At 32.1% G+C, this 18788-nt stretch carries 13 protein-coding genes; 5 read left to right on the forward strand and 8 right to left on the reverse strand.

Annotated elements, in window-relative coordinates:
- Positions 1-53 precede the first annotated feature (53 nt).
- The 3 genes from ACYX4H_RS02680 (at position 54) to ACYX4H_RS02690 (ending at position 6041) form a co-directional block, all read left to right on the forward strand.
- On the forward strand, positions 54-1691 hold the full coding sequence (locus ACYX4H_RS02680; RefSeq protein WP_476237682.1) for a DUF1800 family protein: 1638 nt from the start codon (positions 54-56) through the stop codon (positions 1689-1691).
- 6 nt (positions 1692-1697) lie between these two features.
- Entirely contained in the window at positions 1698-3320 is a 1623-nt protein-coding gene (locus ACYX4H_RS02685) for a DUF1501 domain-containing protein (protein ID WP_476237683.1), read from the forward strand.
- 186 nt (positions 3321-3506) lie between these two features.
- Positions 3507-6041, forward strand: a complete 2535-nt coding sequence (locus ACYX4H_RS02690; RefSeq protein WP_476237684.1) for a glycoside hydrolase family 2 TIM barrel-domain containing protein — start codon at positions 3507-3509, stop codon at positions 6039-6041.
- Between the two features lie 89 nt (positions 6042-6130).
- Here the strand turns inward: ACYX4H_RS02690 and argS are convergent, their stop codons facing one another.
- Entirely contained in the window at positions 6131-7903 is a 1773-nt protein-coding gene (gene argS / locus ACYX4H_RS02695) for an arginine--tRNA ligase (RefSeq protein ID WP_476237685.1), read from the reverse strand.
- Positions 7904-8382: 479 nt separating this feature from the next.
- Between argS and ACYX4H_RS02700 the strand changes: the two genes are divergently transcribed.
- Positions 8383-10452 (forward strand): tetratricopeptide repeat-containing sensor histidine kinase, encoded by a 2070-nt coding sequence (locus ACYX4H_RS02700; protein WP_476237686.1) that lies wholly within the window; start codon positions 8383-8385, stop codon positions 10450-10452.
- Positions 10453-10474: 22 nt separating this feature from the next.
- Positions 10475-11095 carry a chromophore lyase CpcT/CpeT gene (locus ACYX4H_RS02705; protein ID WP_476237687.1) on the forward strand — a complete coding sequence of 207 codons (621 nt, stop codon included), beginning with the start codon at positions 10475-10477 and terminating at the stop codon, positions 11093-11095.
- Here ACYX4H_RS02705 and ctlX read toward each other — a convergent pair whose 3' ends face one another.
- The 7 genes from ctlX to ACYX4H_RS02740 form a co-directional block, all read right to left on the reverse strand.
- Positions 11096-12031 (reverse strand): citrulline utilization hydrolase CtlX, encoded by a 936-nt coding sequence (ctlX, locus tag ACYX4H_RS02710; protein WP_475295644.1) that lies wholly within the window; start codon positions 12029-12031, stop codon positions 11096-11098.
- Position 12032: 1 nt separating this feature from the next.
- A complete protein-coding gene (locus tag ACYX4H_RS02715) occupies positions 12033-12944 on the reverse strand; it encodes a dimethylarginine dimethylaminohydrolase family protein (protein ID WP_476237688.1) in 912 nt (303 codons plus the stop codon).
- A 137-nt stretch (positions 12945-13081) separates the two neighbouring features.
- On the reverse strand, positions 13082-14368 hold the full coding sequence (locus ACYX4H_RS02720) for a citrate synthase (protein ID WP_476237689.1): 1287 nt from the start codon (positions 14366-14368) through the stop codon (positions 13082-13084).
- A 167-nt stretch (positions 14369-14535) separates the two neighbouring features.
- Positions 14536-15828, reverse strand: coding sequence for a phosphopyruvate hydratase (gene eno, locus ACYX4H_RS02725; RefSeq protein WP_475295647.1), 1293 nt, complete (start codon positions 15826-15828; stop codon positions 14536-14538).
- Positions 15829-15986: 158 nt separating this feature from the next.
- Positions 15987-17090, reverse strand: coding sequence for a glutamine-hydrolyzing carbamoyl-phosphate synthase small subunit (gene carA, locus ACYX4H_RS02730; RefSeq protein ID WP_476237690.1), 1104 nt, complete (start codon positions 17088-17090; stop codon positions 15987-15989).
- 125 nt (positions 17091-17215) lie between these two features.
- Positions 17216-17692: a 50S ribosomal protein L17 gene (gene rplQ, locus ACYX4H_RS02735; protein ID WP_475295649.1), complete on the reverse strand. Its 477-nt coding sequence runs from the start codon at positions 17690-17692 to the stop codon at positions 17216-17218.
- Positions 17693-17768: 76 nt separating this feature from the next.
- Complete coding sequence (locus ACYX4H_RS02740; protein WP_476237691.1) at positions 17769-18761, reverse strand: DNA-directed RNA polymerase subunit alpha; 993 nt, start codon at positions 18759-18761, stop codon at positions 17769-17771.
- Between the last annotated feature and the right edge of the window lie 27 nt (positions 18762-18788).

The following is an 18788-nucleotide window of genomic DNA, read 5'->3' on the forward strand; positions in this document are numbered from 1 at the left end:
CCAACCTTCTGGAATTAAGCCAATTATTATATACTTTAACAAAAAAATAAAGGATGGCTTCATTATCACCTCTTAATTCAAGTTTAGATTTAAGAAAAGCTAAGCATTTGCTTAGGCGCGCTACTTTTAACTACACCAAAGAGCAATTAGATACTTTTGTAGGCATGTCTGCAACAGATGCTGTTAACAGCTTAACTACAAATGTACCTTATATATTATCTGAACCTTACGATCCACTTCCAATGGAAGCCCCAGATGGTTATTGGACCTCATCTACCGAGCACCCTAATACTTTTGACGGACAAGGCAGAAAACGCGCCTATATAGCTGCTTGGTGGTGGCACAATGCGTTTAACCAAGTTAGTTTAAAATATAAACTATCATTCTTTTTTCATACTTGTTTTACTGTGGCCAAAGATGATGGCGCTGGTTTATCTCCTTTTTTTTATGACTATTTAAGGTTACTAGATTTTTATGCCTTAGGCAACATTAAAACCTTAGCAAAAAAAATAAATTTAGATAATGCCATGTTAGATTATCTAGACAACACACAGAACAATAAAAACAACCCTAACGAAAATTATTCTAGAGAATACCTAGAACTATTTACCATTTTAAAAGGCGAACAAATTGGTGATGGTGATTATACTAATTACACAGAATTAGATATACAGCAGGCAGCCAAAGTATTATCGGGTTTTAAAAAAACATACGATAGAAGCGGTGAAATTGATACAGACACCAATTTACCAATGGGCTACGCAAATCTTAACCAACACGACACTAATGATAAAACATTTTCAAAAGCCTTTAACAATCATGTAATTACTGGAAGAGATACCACGGAAACTATGTTTGATGAGCTAGATGATTTTGTAGAAATGGTATTTGCACAAGAAGAAACCGCCAAAGCTTATTGCCGAAGATTATACAAATACTTTGTTAAAAGTAAAATTTCTGCCGAAGTTGAAACAGATATTATAGAACCTTTAGCTCAAATTTTAATAAACAATGATTATGAGGTGCTACCAGTGGTTACCACACTATTAGCTAGCCAGCACTTTTATGATGCAGATGATAGTGACCCAACAGACCATACTATTGGTGCTATTATAAAAAGCCCATTACAATTGCTTTGTGAAGTATTTTCGTTGTTTAACATTAAATACCCAAACCCAGAAACCGAGCAGTTGTTTTTCTACAGAAATTTTTTCCATTGGTATATTACAGGTGGCTTTTTTCAACCTGCTGGTATGGATTTCTTTAACCCAGATTCTGTAGCAGGCTACCCAGCCTATTACCAAGAACCTGGTTTTGATAGAAATTGGTTTTCATCAAACACCATAATTGGTAGATACATTTTAGTGGCTGGTATTTTAACGCAGAATAATAATAAAGCAGAATTAGATACGGTTTTATTTGTTGAAAATAAAATTGACCCTAATAATGCAAAAGACCCTAATTTACTTATTACTGCCTTAACAGATTTAATGTTTCCTGAAAGCATAGATACAGATAGAACTAATTACTTTAAAACCTTTTTAATAGAAGATTCAAATGATTTTTACTGGACACGTGCTTGGTCTCAATACATAAGCACACACAGCGAAAGCAACAAAAATACGGTTAAAACAAGGTTAGATGCTTTAATTATTGCGTTGGTAAATGCCGCAGAATTCCAATTAATGTAAAACGTTATGAAAAGAAGAAATTTTATAAAATTATCGGCAACAGCTTCAGTAATTGGATTAACCCCTTTTCAAGTTCAAGCTGCATTAAAATCGTTTATTCCTTTTGAATGCTCAAATATTTCAGGCAGAAAATTAGTGCTAATTAATTTAGCAGGTGCCAACGACGGCTTAAACACTATTGTACCTCTAAATCAATATGATACATATAGCAACTTAAGGCCCACCATAAAAGTTCCAGAAACTGGCATAAATAAATACATTACTTTAGATGGAACCTTACCTAACGAACAACAAATTGGACTAAACCCAGCACTTTCTGGTTTTAAATCTTTATATGACAAAGGATTACTTAGAATAGTAAATGGCGTAGGTTATCCATCACAAAATAAAAGTCATTTTAAATCAACCGATTTATATTTTACAGGAAACGACGGCAATAGTGTTTTAAATGGTTCTGAAACCGGTTGGATGGGACGTTTTATGGAACAATACTACGAAGATTTAATAGTTGAAAATTATCCACTAGCAGTAGAAATTGGTTCAAACAAAACCTCGTTAGGGTTTCATGCCGAAGAAGCTCATGGTTTATCATTAAATATTACGGGGCAAGACCCTGCAGGTTTTTATAATGTGGTTAGTGGCCTTGGGGGCGAACCACCTTTAAACATCCCAAATTCAGATTACGGAGATCAGCTTGAGTTTATAACCAATACAAGCGCATTAACAAACACCTATGCAGAAGCTATTTCAATAGCCTTCAGTAAAGGTAAAAATGATATTGCATACCCTGATACAGATTTGTCAGACCAATTAAAAACTGTTGCAAGATTAATTAGTGGCAATTTAGGTTCAAAAATCTATATGGTGAGAATCTCAGGTTTTGATACTCATAACGCCCAAGTGCAAGGTGCAGGAGATGTACTTGGTAAACACCATGAATTACTTACAGAACTCTCTGAAAGTATGGAAGCTTTTGTATTAGATTTAGAAAGCCAGAATTTAAGTGGTGATGTTGTTGGTGTAACCTTCTCTGAATTTGGTAGAAAAGCAGCTGAAAACGGCAACTTTGGCACAGACCATGGCGAAATTGCGCCCATGTTTGTATTTGGCAGACCCATAGAAGGTGGTATCACTGGTATTAATCCTAATTTATCTGAAGCTTCAGAAGCAAACAACTGGCAAATTCAAAGTGTACAGTATGATTACAGGCAAACTTTTGCCTCTTTATTACAAGATTTCTTAGGAGCAGATAAAACTATTATAGATAAAACGTTCTTTAATCACACCTCTAATGATAGTTTTACAAATTTAAAAATTGCTGATATTTTAAAATCAGAGTTTGACATCTCAAAAGGCTGTGTCGCTTCAACTAATAACACAATTGATGATGCTAAAAACTGGTTGCTATACCCTAACCCATGCCGAAATGTAACACATTTAACTGGTATTAAAACTTCTGAAACCGTTAGTTATAGAATTTACAATGCCTCCGGACTATATATTTCTGAAAACACCGTTGCCATAGTAGATGGTAAAGCCGATATAAACTTTACAACCCTTAGAAGTGGTCTTTATTTAGTAGAAATTCTAGGAGATAAAAAAGAAATTCACAAAGTTGTAAAATTATAAATAAGTAATTTTTACAATGCTTAAAAAAAGCATTCTTTATTATAAGCACCTGATGAACTGATTTCAACCTTAATTTTTAACTAAACACTACATTTTTACAATTTGTTTAGTAAAAATATAGATGCAATATCTTTGAATTTAGTTTAAAACTCCCAACTTTGTAGTAAACAACTAAATATTTATAACATGAGTAAAAAGCATATATTAGTTGGCTTAATAGCCTTCTTAATGTTATCCTGCGCTAAAGAAGAAACTACAAAAACACAAGAAAATTTTAATTTAGGTTGGAACTTTTTTTTAAGTGATAAAGAAGTTAATTTCAATACCATTCAAAACAACCAATACAGAAAAGTAAACCTTCCTCATGATTGGGTTATTGAAGGTGAATTTGATGAATCTTTAGGAAAAGACGCATGGGCAACAGGCTATATTAGAGGTGAAGGTTATGGGTACTACACCAAAACATTTGATAAGACAGTTTTAGACGATGAACTAGTTTACGTGCTATTTGATGGCGTTTATAACAATGCCACAATTTTTATAAATGGTCATAAATTAGGGTTTCACCCATACGGATATTCTCCGTTTTACTTTGAAATTTCAAAACACCTAAACAAAAACGGAAAAAACAATGTACTTGCAGTACAAATAGACCATTCTAGATATGCAGATAGCCGCTGGTACTCTGGCGCTGGTATTTATAGAGAAGTAGATTTAATAACCAATAAAAAATTACACATACCTGTTTGGGGTACTTTTGTAACCACGCCACAAGTAGCTAAAGACAAGGCTAAAGTTAATATTCAAATTTCTGTTGAAAATGCTTTTTTACAAGATGAAGACGTTGAAATTACCACTAAATTCTTAGATGAAACTAAAAAAGAAGTTGCAAGTATTTCAAAAACTATTACGGTAGAAAAAACAAGTACTAAAAACATTTCTCAAAACGTTGAAATTAATAATCCAAATTTATGGGGTGTAGATAACCCTTCTTTATATACAGCAGTTACAACCATTAAAAAAGGTGGGCATATTTTTGATACTTATGAAACGCGTTTTGGTATTAGAAGCATAAAATTTGATGCCAATAAAGGCTTCTTCTTAAATGGTGAGAACATGAAAATTAAAGGAGTTTGTTTACATCATGATGTTGGCTTAGTTGGTGCTGCAGTACCTAAAGGTGTTTGGAAAAGAAGATTACAAGTACTTAAAGATGGCGGTTGTAATGCTATTAGAAGTTCACACAACCCTGCATCAAAAGTACTATTAGAACTTTGTGATGAAATGGGACTTTTAATGCAAGATGAATTTTTTGATGAATGGGACAACCCCAAAGACAAAAGGTACAACCGTTGGGAAGAAAAAAGTACGGATTACATCACTAGAGGTTATGGCGAGCATTTTCAAGAATGGGCTAAAAAAGATTTAACCAATGTGATGCTTAGCCACCGTAACCACCCTTCTATTTTTCAATGGAGTATAGGAAATGAAGTAGAATGGACTTACCCTAGAAATGCGGCATCTACAGGGTTCTTTGATAAAATGACATGGCAAGGAAATTATTTTTGGTCTGAGCCTCCTCATTCTATCGAAAAGATTAGAGAACTCATGAAAACACTACCAAGGGGCAAATATGATATTGGTAAAACTGCTCAAAAATTATCTAAATGGACCAAAGCAATAGATACCACAAGACCTGTAATTGCCAACTGTATTTTACCTTCGTCTAGCTATGAATCGGGTTATGCAGATGCGTTAGACATTATTGGTTATAGCTACAGAAGAGTAATTTACGATTATGGCCATAAAAACTATCCAGACTTACCAATTATGGGAACCGAAAACGTAGCGCAATACCACGAATGGAAAGCCATTATGGAACGCCCTTTTATTTCTGGAACTTTTTTATGGACAGGTGCAGATTATATGGGTGAAATAAGACAAAAATGGCCAACAAGAGTACAACCTTCGGGTATGATAAACACAGCCAGTTTCCCTAAAGGGTCGTATTACATGATGAAGTCTTTATGGACAGATGAACCCATGATTCATATGGCTACACAAACGCTAGAAAAATCGTTATATAAGTTAGAAGGTGACAATTTAGTTGAAAAGAAAAAAGACGGATGGAAGCACTATTTATGGCGTTGGCAAGATGTAAATGAACACTGGAATTATAATGATGGCGAAACCGTTGTAACAGAAATTTACTCTAACTGCGATGAAATTGAGTTATTCCTTAATGGCACATCTTTAGGTAAACAAAAATTATCTGAAACTGTTGGTAATATTTATAAATGGGCTATTCCTTATAAAGAAGGTTCTTTAGTTGCTAAAGGTGTAAAAAATGGACAACCCATAGAATCTCAATTAATAACAGCTAAAAAAGCAACTAACATTAAGTTAAATACCGATACAACAACAATAAAAGCGAATAATGAAGATGTTGTGCATATAGTAGCTGAATTATTTGATGATAATGGTAACCCAGCCAGAAGTGATAATAAGCTAATAACATTTACAATTAATGGTAAAGCAAAATTACTGGGAGTTGATAGCGGTTGGAAAAATAGTGTTGAGAAATTCCAATCTAACAAAGGAACAACGCATAATGGAAAGATTTTATTAATTATTCAAGCAAAAGATAAAACAGGTACTGTTGAGGTTATTGCAAATGCTGAGGGTTGCAAAAGTGATTCTGTAACTATCTCAATAAATTAGCGTAATTCAAAACCATAAAATAAAAAACCAGAGAAAATTCTCTGGTTTTTTTATTTCTTATTTTTTATAGATATACTTTTTAAAAGTAATTACATTCTTTCTGGCACATTAATCCCTAAAAGGCTAAACGCATTTTTTATTGTATTTGCTACTAATTTAGATAATTGCACTCTAAATATTTTTTCATCTTCATTATCTGCACCTAAAATAGATACGTTTTGGTAAAAGGAGTTAAATTCTTTAACCAAATCATAGGTGTAATTGGCTACTAATGCAGGACTGTGGTGTACAGCTGCATTTTGTATAACCTCTGGAAATAACTGTATTTGTTTAAGCAATTCCTTTTCTTTTTCATGTAAACGTACTTGAACGTTTAAATTTTCAGCTGTAGCTTTTCTCAATATAGATTGAATTCTAGCGTAAGTATATTGAATAAAAGGCCCTGTATTTCCTTGAAAATCTATAGATTCTTTCGGGTCAAATAAAATACGTTTTTTGGGGTCTACTTTTAAAATGTAATATTTTAACGCTCCTAAACCTATTGTTTTATAAAGGTTTTTCTTTTCGTCTTTAGAATAGCCATCAAGTTTTCCTAACTCTTCCGAAATTTCTTCGGCAGTAGTTGCCATATCTACAATTAAATCATCGGCATCAACTACGGTTCCTTCACGGCTTTTCATTTTTCCGCTAGGTAAATCTACCATACCATAACTTAAATGGTATAAATTTTCGGCCCAAGAAAATCCTAATTTCTTCAGAATTAAAAATAGCACTTGAAAGTGATAATCTTGCTCGTTTCCAACGGTATAAACCATACCACCAACATCAGGAAAATCTTTAACACGTTGTATAGCTGTACCAATATCTTGCGTCATGTAAACAGCTGTTCCATCGGCACGTTGTACAATTTTTTCATCAAGTCCGTCTTCAGTTAAATCACACCAAACTGAGCCATCTTCTTTTTTGTAAAATACGCCTGTTTTTAAACCTTCGGCTACAAATTCTTTTCCTAATAAATAGGTATTACTTTCGTAATAAAGCGTATCAAAATCTACACCTAAATTTTTATAAGTTTGGTTAAAGCCATTATAAACCCAACCATTCATGGTTTCCCATAAAGCCACTACATCTGCATCGCCAGCTTCCCATTTTCGTAACATTTCTTGAGCTTCTAACAAAATAGGAGCATTTTTTTTAGCCTCCTCTTCGCTTTTACCACTGTCTATTAAAGCTTGAATATCTTTTTTATATTCCTGATCAAATTTCACGTAGTAATTACCAACTAGCTTATCGCCTTTTAAACCGGTACTTTCTGGTGTTTCGCCATTACCAAAACGTTTCCATGCCAACATACTTTTACAAATATGAATGCCTCTATCATTTATAATTTGGGTTTTATAAACTTTGTTTCCTGCTGCTTTTAATATTTCGGCAACACTATAGCCTAAAAGGTTATTTCTAATATGCCCTAAATGTAAAGGTTTGTTGGTATTAGGCGAAGAATACTCTACCATAACAGCTTTTTTACTAGCTTGTGGCTCTACAAAACCATAGGTTGTATTGTTTTTTATGCTGTTGAAAAAGTTTAAGTAAAAAGAATCGTTAATTTCAATATTTAAAAAACCTTTAACTACGTTAAACGCTTTAACATCTTCAACATTATCAACCAAATAATTGCCAATAGTTTCACCTATTTGTACAGGATTGCCTTTTACAAATTTTAACATAGGAAAAACAACCACTGTAATATCACCTGCAAATTCTTTACGAGTTGCCTGAAACTCTACAAATTCAATTTCTACATTATATGAAGCTAAAACAGCTTGTTTTACTTGATTAGATAAGGTTTCTTGTAAATTCATTTACGCTACTTTTTAGGTGGCAAAGATAAAACTTTTATGAAACCTTGGTTAATAAAAATTATTCCAATTACAACTTCTTAATTGAAGAAAAAACATTACCTAAAATAATAATTATACTACAAATATTACAATTTAGAAAATTGGGCGAACACCTTGTTTTTTAAGGTGTTCGATAATGTATTTTATCGACAAAAGTGTATTTTTTCTATGTTTTTTACCGTTTATCTATTCGTCGATTTTTTCATGATTTTTTCCCCGTCATTTTAACTGATTTATTGGTATTAAAACTTAAAAATTAGATTTTAATGGTTGATTTTTCAATTTTTGTTTCTGTAAAAAAGCTATTATTAGTTACAAGTTTAAGCTTGTACATTGTTGGTAACACATACTACTATCACTATTTTATAAAGTAATCTTAATTTTCCCTCAAAATAAGGCTTCTTTTGTGGTTGTTTTATTGTGTTCTATTTTAAACGTTTATGAGGAGAATTTTTACTTTATTAACTCTTTTATTTGTGGGCATTAGTTATAGCCAAACTAATGACATAGATAGCCTTACCATACAATTAGCTTACCAAAACCAAGACTCAACAAAAGTAGACACCTCATTAAGTTTAATAAAATCTCTATACCAAATTGGTGAATACGACAGAGCATTAAAATATATTGTGCAAAGTGAGCGCTTATCTAGTGACATAAAGTATGAAAAAGGTATTGCGCAAATAACATTTTACAAGGCACTAATTTATGCCCAAAAAGATGATTATATAAATGCCTTGAGCGGCTATAAAAGGGCTAAAGAGCTTTTTTTCAATTTGAATGATACACTACAAATTGCTAAAGTAAACAACAGCATTGCTAGTATTGAAATTAAACGCGGTAACTATAGCCAAGGTTTACAGTACACATTGGCTTCATTAAAATCTCTTGAAACACACAACGAACCGTTTGATTTAAAAGTAGCCTACAATAATTTAGCAACTGCTTACATTAAAAATAATAATTTTGATGAAGCGGTTAAGTATTATGAAAAAGCACTTGCTTTACAAGAACAACTTAAAGATTATAAAGGCGCTAATATATCTTATAGTAATTTAGCTGAACTGTATTCGCAAAAGAAAGAACACAGAAAAGCTATTAATTATTATGAAAAAATACTTAAACGTGTTAAAACAGATTCTGCCAAAGCCCAAATTTACCCAAAACTTGGTGGTGAATATTTAAAATTTAACGATTACTCAAAAGCAACATTATACCTAGTAAGAGGCTACAATGTTACAAAACGAATTAATGATAAACCTAATTTATTAATTACTTTAAACAACCTTGCTAACTTAAATATTCAGCAAGATAGGTTGGTTGTTGCTGAAAAACAACTATTGCTAGCACGAGAAATTGCTATTGAATTAGATAACAAGCAAGAATTGCTAAAGCATTATAAACTTCGAAAATCTTTAGATTCTATTAAAAACAAGTTTGATAAAGCTTTTATCTGGCAAAAAGAATACTATGATTTAAAGCATGCGCTAAATCAAGAAAAAATTGATGCTTTAGAAACTAAGACCAACACTAATAATAATTTAACTGCTGTTAAAGACTTAGATACACCTGAAATTAACATTAGAAAAACAAAAAACCAAAACATAAAGAACACACCTATAAATAATGAAAATACGCAATTAGACAAGTTCAAACTTATTTTTTACGGTTTACTTGCGGCTTTAGCTATAGTTACAACCTTTTTAGTTTTAATTTATTTAAAACGAAATAGTAACATAAAATACACCCAAGAATTAGAAGAAAAAAACATTAAAATTGAATTACAAAATCAGGCTTTTTTAGAGCAAACTAAACACCTTGAAAATGTAAACAATGTAAAAGACAAGTTATTTTCTATAGTCTCTCATGATTTAAAAGACTCATTATCATCAATTAACGGGTTTATTGAATTACTAAAAGATGGCTCATTATCTAGAGAAGAATTTGACAATTTAATTCCAGAATTAAGTGAAAATGCCAATAACGCATCTTTACTACTTTTCAATTTATTAAACTGGTCTAAATCACAAATGCAATCTTTAGATCCTAAACCAAGTTTGTTTGATATTCAAGAAGTTTTTGAAGACAAAATTAAACTTGTTGAACAACGTATTGAAAGTAAAGGCATAAACTTAGTTGACCACTCTTTACGTGATTTTGCTTATGCTGATAGAAGTATGTTTGAAATTGTGGTACAAAATCTTTTAGCTAATGCTATAAAATTCTCTAAAAAAGGTGATACAATTACCATTTCAAATCACATAAGTAACGGTAGTTGTATTATTAGCATTGCCGATACGGGCATTGGTATTTCAAAACAAAATTTGGAAAAGTTATTTAAAAATACGTCATTTACTACTATGGGAACCAGTAATGAAAAAGGTACTGGTTTAGGCCTCTCAATTTGTAAAGAATTAGTTGAGCTTAACCACGGTAAAATTTGGGTTGAAAGTACACTAAATGTAGGTAGTACATTTTATGTGCAGTTACCAAAATCTAAACCAAGTTAAATAACTTATTAACATACGTATTTTGAAAAAAACCTTCTTGCTGCTACTTATTATAGCTATTTCTGCTTGTAAACAAAAAACTGAAACCCCAAAAATAGATAAAGAACTTGATGAATTATTTGTATTAATGCAAGGTTCTTACAATTCTGAAGCTCAAGCCAAGGCAGACTCTACGTATTACAATATTTCACTTCATATGTACCCAATTTGGGAAGATAAAGGAAATTACCTGTATGTAGAACAGGCTTTAAACAGCATGCAAAACAAACCATACAGACAGCGTATTTATGAAGTTACAAGAGATAGTGATAGTACATTCAAATCGGCTATTTATACTTTAAAAACTGATTCTTTATGGGTTGGAAAATGGAAGAATCCTAAAGTTTTTGATTCTATATCTCCGCAAGACATTGCTTTAAAACAAGGCTGTGAAGTTATTTTAAAGCGCTTAGGTGACAAGCATTATAAAGGTTCAACCATTTTCAAATCTTGTGAAAGCTCACTTAGAGGCGCTAGTTTTGCTACTAGCAAGGTTGAAATAACATCAGAACGTGTTTTATCATGGGATCGAGGTTTTGACTCTTTAGGCAATCACGTTTGGGGTGCTACCAAAGGTGCTTATGTTTTTGATAAGCTGAAGTAATTAAGCCTTAGGTAAAAACACTTCGGCCATCATACAACGTGCACTACCGCCTCCACAAGCTTCAATAGTATCTAGCGAGCTTGAAATAATTGGACAATGTTTTTCAATTTGTGCAACTTGGTTTGGTGTTAAACAATTGTATGCCGCTTGACTCATAACTAAATACAGTTGATTATTTTCGCCTTTTACTTGCAGCATATTACCAGCAAAATTATTTACTTGTGCTTCAGTTATAGTAATAACCTCTTTGTTAGTTTCTTGTAATTTTTTTACTAAATGTTTACGCTCTTTTTTATCATCAATAGCATCTAAACAAATAACCGCAAAAGTTTCAGCTAAACACATCATTACATTTGTGTGGTATATGGCTTTACGCTGTCCGTTTACAGTTTGATTTGCTGTAAATACAACAGGTGTATACTCAAAATCTTCACAAAATTCAATAAACAAACTCTCATCAGCTCTAGCAGACAGTGCACAATAGGCTATTTGATTTTCCCTATCTAAAAGAATACTGCCTGTGCCTTCTAAAAACACATTTTCATCTTCCGCCGATGTGTAATCAACTATATTTTCAATAACAAATCCGTTTGCTTCTAAAGTATCTAAAACATCTTCTCTGCGTTCATGCCTTCTGTTTACAGCAAACATAGGATATAATGCTACCGTTCCGTTTTCATGAAAAGAAATCCAGTTGTTAGGAAAAATAGAATCGGGCGTATCAAAATCATCGGTATCAGACACTACAATTACATTAACTCCATGTGCTTTTAGCTTTTCAACATAAGCATCAAACTCATCTTGTGCTTTTTTATTAACGGTTGCAGGTAACAAATTATCAACTACTTTTTGATAGTAATTATTAACCGCTGTTTGTTCATTCATCCTAAAATTTATAGGACGAATCATTAATATTGTGTTTGTAGTTTGTTGCATTTTAATCTCTAATTAATGGCATTGTAGTACAACGCAGTAATCCTTCTTGTTTACTAATTTCGGCATATGGCACCTCTTCAACTGTGAAACCTTGGGTTCTTAACCAATTATTTAATCGTGTAAAGCTTTTTTCAGAAATTATAACATCTTCAGAAATTGAAAACACGTTACTGTACATTTGGTACATTTCATCTTTTGTTATTTCAAATATGTTTTCGTTTCCAAAGAAATTAACCAACCATTCATATTCACTTTCAACTAAAAATCCGTTTTTATGAATTATGGCTTTATTTTTTCCTATGGGTTGAAAACAACAATCTAAATGCAATGCGTTTTCTTTGGCATTGGTGTTAGATTTTCTAAGCTCAAATGCTTTAACTTTTTTATGAGGAAATAACTCCTGAATAGCGTTTACCGCTTGTATATTAGTTCTGGCCGTAATTATATCTGGATAATCTTTACCAGTGTAAGTTCCTATAAAAACATAGTCGTTCCAGGGCATAACATCGCCACCTTCAACATGGCATTCTTCGGGTAAAATGATTCTATCTTTTTCATCAATTTTATTCCAAACATACCTAATAGCTTCAATTTCTTTATCTCTATCTGGTAAAATATTTGCTCTAACAATTTTGTTATCAATCACAAAAGCAATGTCTCTAGAAAAAATTTGGTTGCAATCTTTTAAAACATCGGGTCTGTAAACAGTAACGTTATACTTTTCAAGTACCTTAGCTACAGCATCCATTTCAAGAATCATATCTTCTTCTGTTGGATAAGTGCCTGCTAAAACGTGTTCAACACTTTTAGGGTCATAACAATCTTCTACCTTTGGTGTTGGACCACAACTTTTAGCTGTACCCAAAATAACAGCTCTTAATCTAGACGTTTCATTTTGAATATTTAACTTCACTTGCTTTAGAATTTTAAAGTTTCAAAACTAGTGATAAAAAAGTAATTTTTGAATAATTCTTAAAAATAAGTATTTATACAAAAAAAGCTTCACGGTTTTTACGTGAAGCTTAACAATTATTTAAAACAAATTTATTTTTATCTATCTGAAATTGATTTGAATTTTCTTTCAGTTTCGCCAATATAAAGTTGTCTTGGTCTTCCAATTGGTTCTTTGCGTAAACGCATTTCTCTCCATTGAGCAATCCAACCTGGTAAACGCCCAAGTGCAAACATTACAGTAAACATTTCAACAGGAATACCCATTGCACGATAGATTATACCTGAATAAAAATCTACGTTTGGATATAATTTCCTATCAACAAAATATTGATCTTCTAAAGCTTCTTTTTCTAAACCTTTGGCTATATCTAAAATTGGGTCTTTAATACCTAAATCGTTTAAAACTTCATCGGCAGCCACCTTTATAATTCTAGCTCTAGGGTCGAAGTTTTTGTAAACTCTATGCCCAAAGCCCATTAAACGGAAAGGATCTGATTTGTCTTTAGCTTTAGCCATGTATTTTTTAGTGTCTCCACCATCTGCTTTTATAGCTTCTAACATTTCCAGTACAGCTTGGTTTGCACCACCGTGAAGTGGACCCCAAAGCGCAGAAATACCAGCAGATAAAGATGCAAATAAACCAGCATGTGATGAACCTACGATTCTTACAGTTGATGTTGAACAGTTTTGCTCATGATCTGCATGTAATATTAATAATTTATCTAATGCATCTCTTACAATATGGTTCATTTTATATTCTTCAATTGGTACTTCAAACATCATTTTCATCATGTTATCAACGTAGCCAAGTTTTTTAGAACCGTAGTTTAGTGGTAAACCTTTCTTTTTACGCATTACCCATGCAACTAATACAGGGAATTGTCCTAATATTTTAACAATAGCTCTGTACATTTCTTCTTCAGAATCTACATTTACTGATGAAGGATTAAATGCAATTAAGCCACTAGTTAAAGAGGTTAAAACACCCATTGGATGTGCATTTTTAGGGAAGGCATCTAGAATTTTGTGAACATCTTCATCAACCATTGAATTGTTCATAATATCTGTATGAAACTTGTTCAATTGATCTGAAGTTGGTAGTTCTCCAAAAATTAACAAATAAGCTACCTCTAAGAAATCTGCTTTTTCAGCTAATTCTTCAATTGAATATCCTCGGTAACGTAATATACCTTTTTCACCATCTAAAAAAGTAATAGCACTTTCACAAGACCCTGTATTTTTATAGCCAGAATCTAAAGTTATTAAACCATTTGTTGCTGCTCTTAGGCTTTTAATATCTATTGCAACTTCTTTTTCAGTTCCTTCAATTAGAGGAAATTCATACTTTTTACCATCTATTTCTATGGTTGCGTTATTTGCCATAAGTTTAAGTAAATTTATTTTATTTAAGCGGAGTGCTAATTTACAAAATATCTAAGGATTTTTAAAGTACTTTAACCATAGGTTTACTAAATTAAAATATTGATAGCAAAAAAAAGCGATTATTAAAAATAATCGCTTTTTAAGTATTTATTATAAAATAAGTATTACTACTTAATTTTAAATGCTTTTTCTTGAGGAAAATATGCAACATCTGCAAGCTCTTCTTCAATTCTTAATAACTGATTGTATTTAGCCATACGATCTGAACGTGAGGCAGATCCTGTTTTTATTTGACCACAGTTTAAAGCTACTGCTAAATCTGCTATTGTGTTATCTTCAGTTTCACCAGATCTATGTGACATTACAGAAGTATATCCTGCATTTTTAGCCATATTTACTGCTGCAATAGTTTCAGTTAAAGAACCTATTTGGTTTACTTTAATTAAAATTGAGTTTGCAATACCGTTTTCAATACCTCTAGATAAACGCTCAACGTTAGTTACAAATAAATCATCACCAACTAATTGTACTTTATCACCAACTTTCTCGGTTAAAGATTTCCAACCGTCCCAGTCGTTTTCATCCATACCATCTTCAATAGAAATGATTGGATATTTTTCACATAATTCAGCTAAATAAGTAGCTTGCTCTTCAGAAGTTCTTACTTCACCTTTATCGCCTTCAAATTTTGTGTAATCGTATTTTCCATCAACATAAAACTCAGCCGATGCACAATCTAAAGCAATCATAACTTCATCTCCAAATTTATAACCTGCGTTTTCAACAGCCTTTGCTATAGTATCTAAAGCATCTTCAGTTCCACCTGCTAAGTTAGGGGCAAAACCACCTTCATCACCAACTGCAGTGCTTAAACCTCTATCATGTAACACTTTCTTTAAATGGTGAAAAATTTCAGTTCCCATTTGCATAGCGTGTGTAAAAGTTTGAGCTTTTACAGGCATAATCATAAATTCTTGAAATGCAATAGGTGCATCACTATGAGAACCACCATTAATAATATTCATCATTGGTACAGGAAGCGTATTTGCAGATACTCCACCTACGTAACGGTATAATGGTAAACCTAACTCTGAAGCTGCTGCTTTAGCAACGGCTAAAGACACACCTAAAATGGCATTGGCTCCTAATTTAGATTTATTTGCTGTACCATCTAAATCAATCATTAATTGATCTATTAAGTTTTGTTCAAAAACAGAAACACCTAAAAGTTCTTCAGCTATAACAGTGTTTACATTTTCAACAGCTTTTAAAACGCCTTTACCCATGTAAGTATCACCTCCATCACGTAACTCAACAGCTTCGTGTTCTCCTGTTGAAGCTCCTGAAGGAACCGCTGCTCTTCCTAAAACATTATTTTCTGTAATAACATCTACCTCTACTGTTGGGTTTCCTCTAGAGTCTAGAATTTGTCTAGCATGAATATTTATTATTGAACTCATAATTGGTTTGTTTTTTTACTTTAATTAATATTTCAAATTTAAGGTTTAATCTTGTTTTTTTACCGATGTTTGATAATATTTTTTTAAAAACATCGCTATAACGTTTTAGTAAAATATAAGCCTTAAAAACAGGTGTTTATAAGGCTTATATTAAATATTTATTTTTTTATATTTTCAATAAATTGATCGAATAAATACGATGAATCGTGTGGCCCAGGGCTTGCCTCTGGGTGATATTGTACTGAAAATACATTTTTGTTTTTCATAGCTAATCCTGCTACTGTATTGTCATTTAAATGTACGTGTGTTACTTCTAAATTTGTATTAGCCTCAGCTTCTTCTCTATTTACAGCAAAACCGTGATTTTGTGATGTAATTTCACCTTTACCAGTTTTTAAGTTTTTTACTGGGTGATTTATACCTCTGTGCCCATTGTGCATTTTATAGGTTGAAACACCGTTTGCTAAAGCTATTACTTGATGTCCTAAACAAATACCAAATAACGGTAAATCTCTTTTTATAATTTCTTTAGCTACTTCTTGAGCTTCAACTAATGGTTCTGGATCTCCTGGACCGTTTGACAAGAAATATCCATCAGGATTAAATGCTTCTAAATCTTCAAATTTAGAATTGTATGGAAACACTTTTATGTAGCAATCTCTACTAGCTATGTTTCTTAATATATTTTTTTTAATACCAATATCAAGCACCGCCACTTTATAAGTTGCGTTTTCATCACCAAAATAGTAAGGTTCTTTGGTTGATACTTTTGATGCTAGCTCTAAACCGTTCATGTTTGGCACATCGGCTAGTTGTTTTTTAAGTCCTTCAATATTATCAACATCGGTACTTATAACCGCATTCATTGCGCCATTTTCTCTAATGTAACTTACAAGTGCTCTTGTATCAACATCAGAAATAGCTAAAAGGTTATTCTTCTCAAGAAAATTTTCAAGTGAATCATCGGCAGCATCTCGTGAATATTCATAACTAAAGTTTTTCACAATAAGACCTGCAATTTTAATAGAATCAGATTCTACTTCATCAGCATTTGTACCGTAGTTACCAATATGTGCATTTGTAGCAACCATTAATTGCCCAAAGTACGAAGGATCGGTAAATATTTCTTGGTAACCAGTCATACCTGTGTTAAAACAAACCTCGCCAAAGGCTGTACCTTGTTTGTTTCCTACTGCTTTACCGTAAAAAATTGTTCCATCAGCTAAAAGTACTACGGCATCTTGTTTTTTTTGATATTTCATTTAATTAGTGTTGTTTTATGTGCTTTTACATGTTTTGTTGCACACTAAAAAGTTTTACAAAAATTCAAAAAAAAAGGATAAACTAAAAATAGTTTATCCTTTATATATTAAATGCTTATTAACATTTATTCTTCCTCTTCGTTAGTTGCTGTATTTTCTACCGGAGCTGCAGCTGCTGGTTTAGCACTACCTCTTCTACTTCTTCTAGTAGATTTCTTTTTAGGCTTATCTGCATTATAAATTTCGTTGTAATCTACAAGCTCTATCATAGCCATATCAGCGTTATCACCTAAACGGTTTCCTAACTTAATGATTCTTGTGTAACCACCTGGTCTGTCTCCAACTTTTACAGCTACTTCTCTAAACAATTCTGTAACAGCTTCTTTTTGTCTTAATTTTGAAAAAACAAGACGTCTGTTATGTGTTGTATCTTCTTTAGATTTTGTTACTAAAGGCTCTACAAATTGTTTTAAAGCTTTTGCTTTTGCAACAGTAGTATTAATACGTTTGTGCTCAATTAAAGAACAAGCCATATTAGCTAACATTGCTTTTCTGTGGGCAGTTTTTCTACCTAAGTGATTAATTTTTTTTCCGTGTCTCATGACATTTGTTTTATCATCTTGCTTCCAAACCACATTGCTGTGGGAGCAAAATATGATTAATAATTATGACTAAAAATTAGTCTTTATCTAATTTATATTTACTTAAATCCATTCCGAAGTTTAAACCTTTAACATTTACAAGCTCTTCAAGCTCGGTTAAAGACTTCTTACCGAAGTTTCTAAATTTCATTAAGTCATTTTTATTGAAAGATACTAAGTCTCCTAAAGTATCAACTTCTGCAGCTTTTAAACAGTTAAGAGCACGCACAGATAAATCCATGTCAATTAACTTCGTTTTAAGTAATTGACGCATGTGTAATGATTCCTCATCATACGTTTCAGTTTGTGCAATTTCATCAGCTTCTAAAGTTATACGCTCATCAGAGAATAACATAAAGTGGTGAATTAACGTTTTTGCTGCTTCAGTTAAAGCATCTTGTGGTGTAATTGAGCCATCAGTAATAATTTCAAAAACTAATTTTTCATAATCAGTTTTTTGTTCTACACGATAGTTCTCAATACTATACTTAACATTTTTTATTGGTGTGTAAACAGAATCTGTAAATATAGTTCCTACTGGTGCTGCAGCTTTTTTATTCTCTTCTGCAGGCACATAACCTCTACCTTTTTCAATTGTAATTTCAAGGTTTAAGTTTACTTTAGGATCTAAATTACATATTACTAACTCTGTGTTTAAAACTTGAAAACCAGATATAAATTTCTGGAAATCGCCAGCTGTAATTCTTTCTTGGCCAGAAATTGAAATTGAAACAGATTCGTTATCAATATCATCAATTTGCTTTTTAAAACGTACTTGTTTTAAATTTAAGATGATTTCTGTAACATCTTCAACCACACCCGCAATTGCAGAAAACTCATGATCTACACTTTCAATTCTTACTGAAGTTATTGCATAACCTTCTAATGAAGATAGCAACACTCTTCTAAGTGCATTACCAACTGTTAAACCGTAACCAGGTTCTAAAGGACGAAATTCGAATTTCCCTTCGTAATCAGTTGAATCAATCATGATTACTTTGTCGGGCTTCTGAAAATTAAATACTGCCATATGTTTGTTTCTTCGTTTTAATTGTTA

The organism is Seonamhaeicola sp. ABD4_340 (assembly GCF_056312135.1).

Coding starts and splice junctions, on each gene's coding strand:
- ACYX4H_RS02680 (WP_476237682.1), top strand. CDS start 54: ATGGCTTCATTATCACCTCTTAATTCAAGTTTAGATTTAAGAAAAGCT.
- ACYX4H_RS02685 (WP_476237683.1), top strand. CDS start 1,698: ATGAAAAGAAGAAATTTTATAAAATTATCGGCAACAGCTTCAGTAATT.
- ACYX4H_RS02690 (WP_476237684.1), top strand. CDS start 3,507: ATGAGTAAAAAGCATATATTAGTTGGCTTAATAGCCTTCTTAATGTTA.
- argS (WP_476237685.1), bottom strand. CDS start 7,903: ATGAATTTACAAGAAACCTTATCTAATCAAGTAAAACAAGCTGTTTTA.
- ACYX4H_RS02700 (WP_476237686.1), top strand. CDS start 8,383: ATGAGGAGAATTTTTACTTTATTAACTCTTTTATTTGTGGGCATTAGT.
- ctlX (WP_475295644.1), bottom strand. CDS start 12,031: ATGCAACAAACTACAAACACAATATTAATGATTCGTCCTATAAATTTT.
- ACYX4H_RS02720 (WP_476237689.1), bottom strand. CDS start 14,368: ATGGCAAATAACGCAACCATAGAAATAGATGGTAAAAAGTATGAATTT.
- eno (WP_475295647.1), bottom strand. CDS start 15,828: ATGAGTTCAATAATAAATATTCATGCTAGACAAATTCTAGACTCTAGA.
- carA (WP_476237690.1), bottom strand. CDS start 17,090: ATGAAATATCAAAAAAAACAAGATGCCGTAGTACTTTTAGCTGATGGA.
- rplQ (WP_475295649.1), bottom strand. CDS start 17,692: ATGAGACACGGAAAAAAAATTAATCACTTAGGTAGAAAAACTGCCCAC.
- ACYX4H_RS02740 (WP_476237691.1), bottom strand. CDS start 18,761: ATGGCAGTATTTAATTTTCAGAAGCCCGACAAAGTAATCATGATTGAT.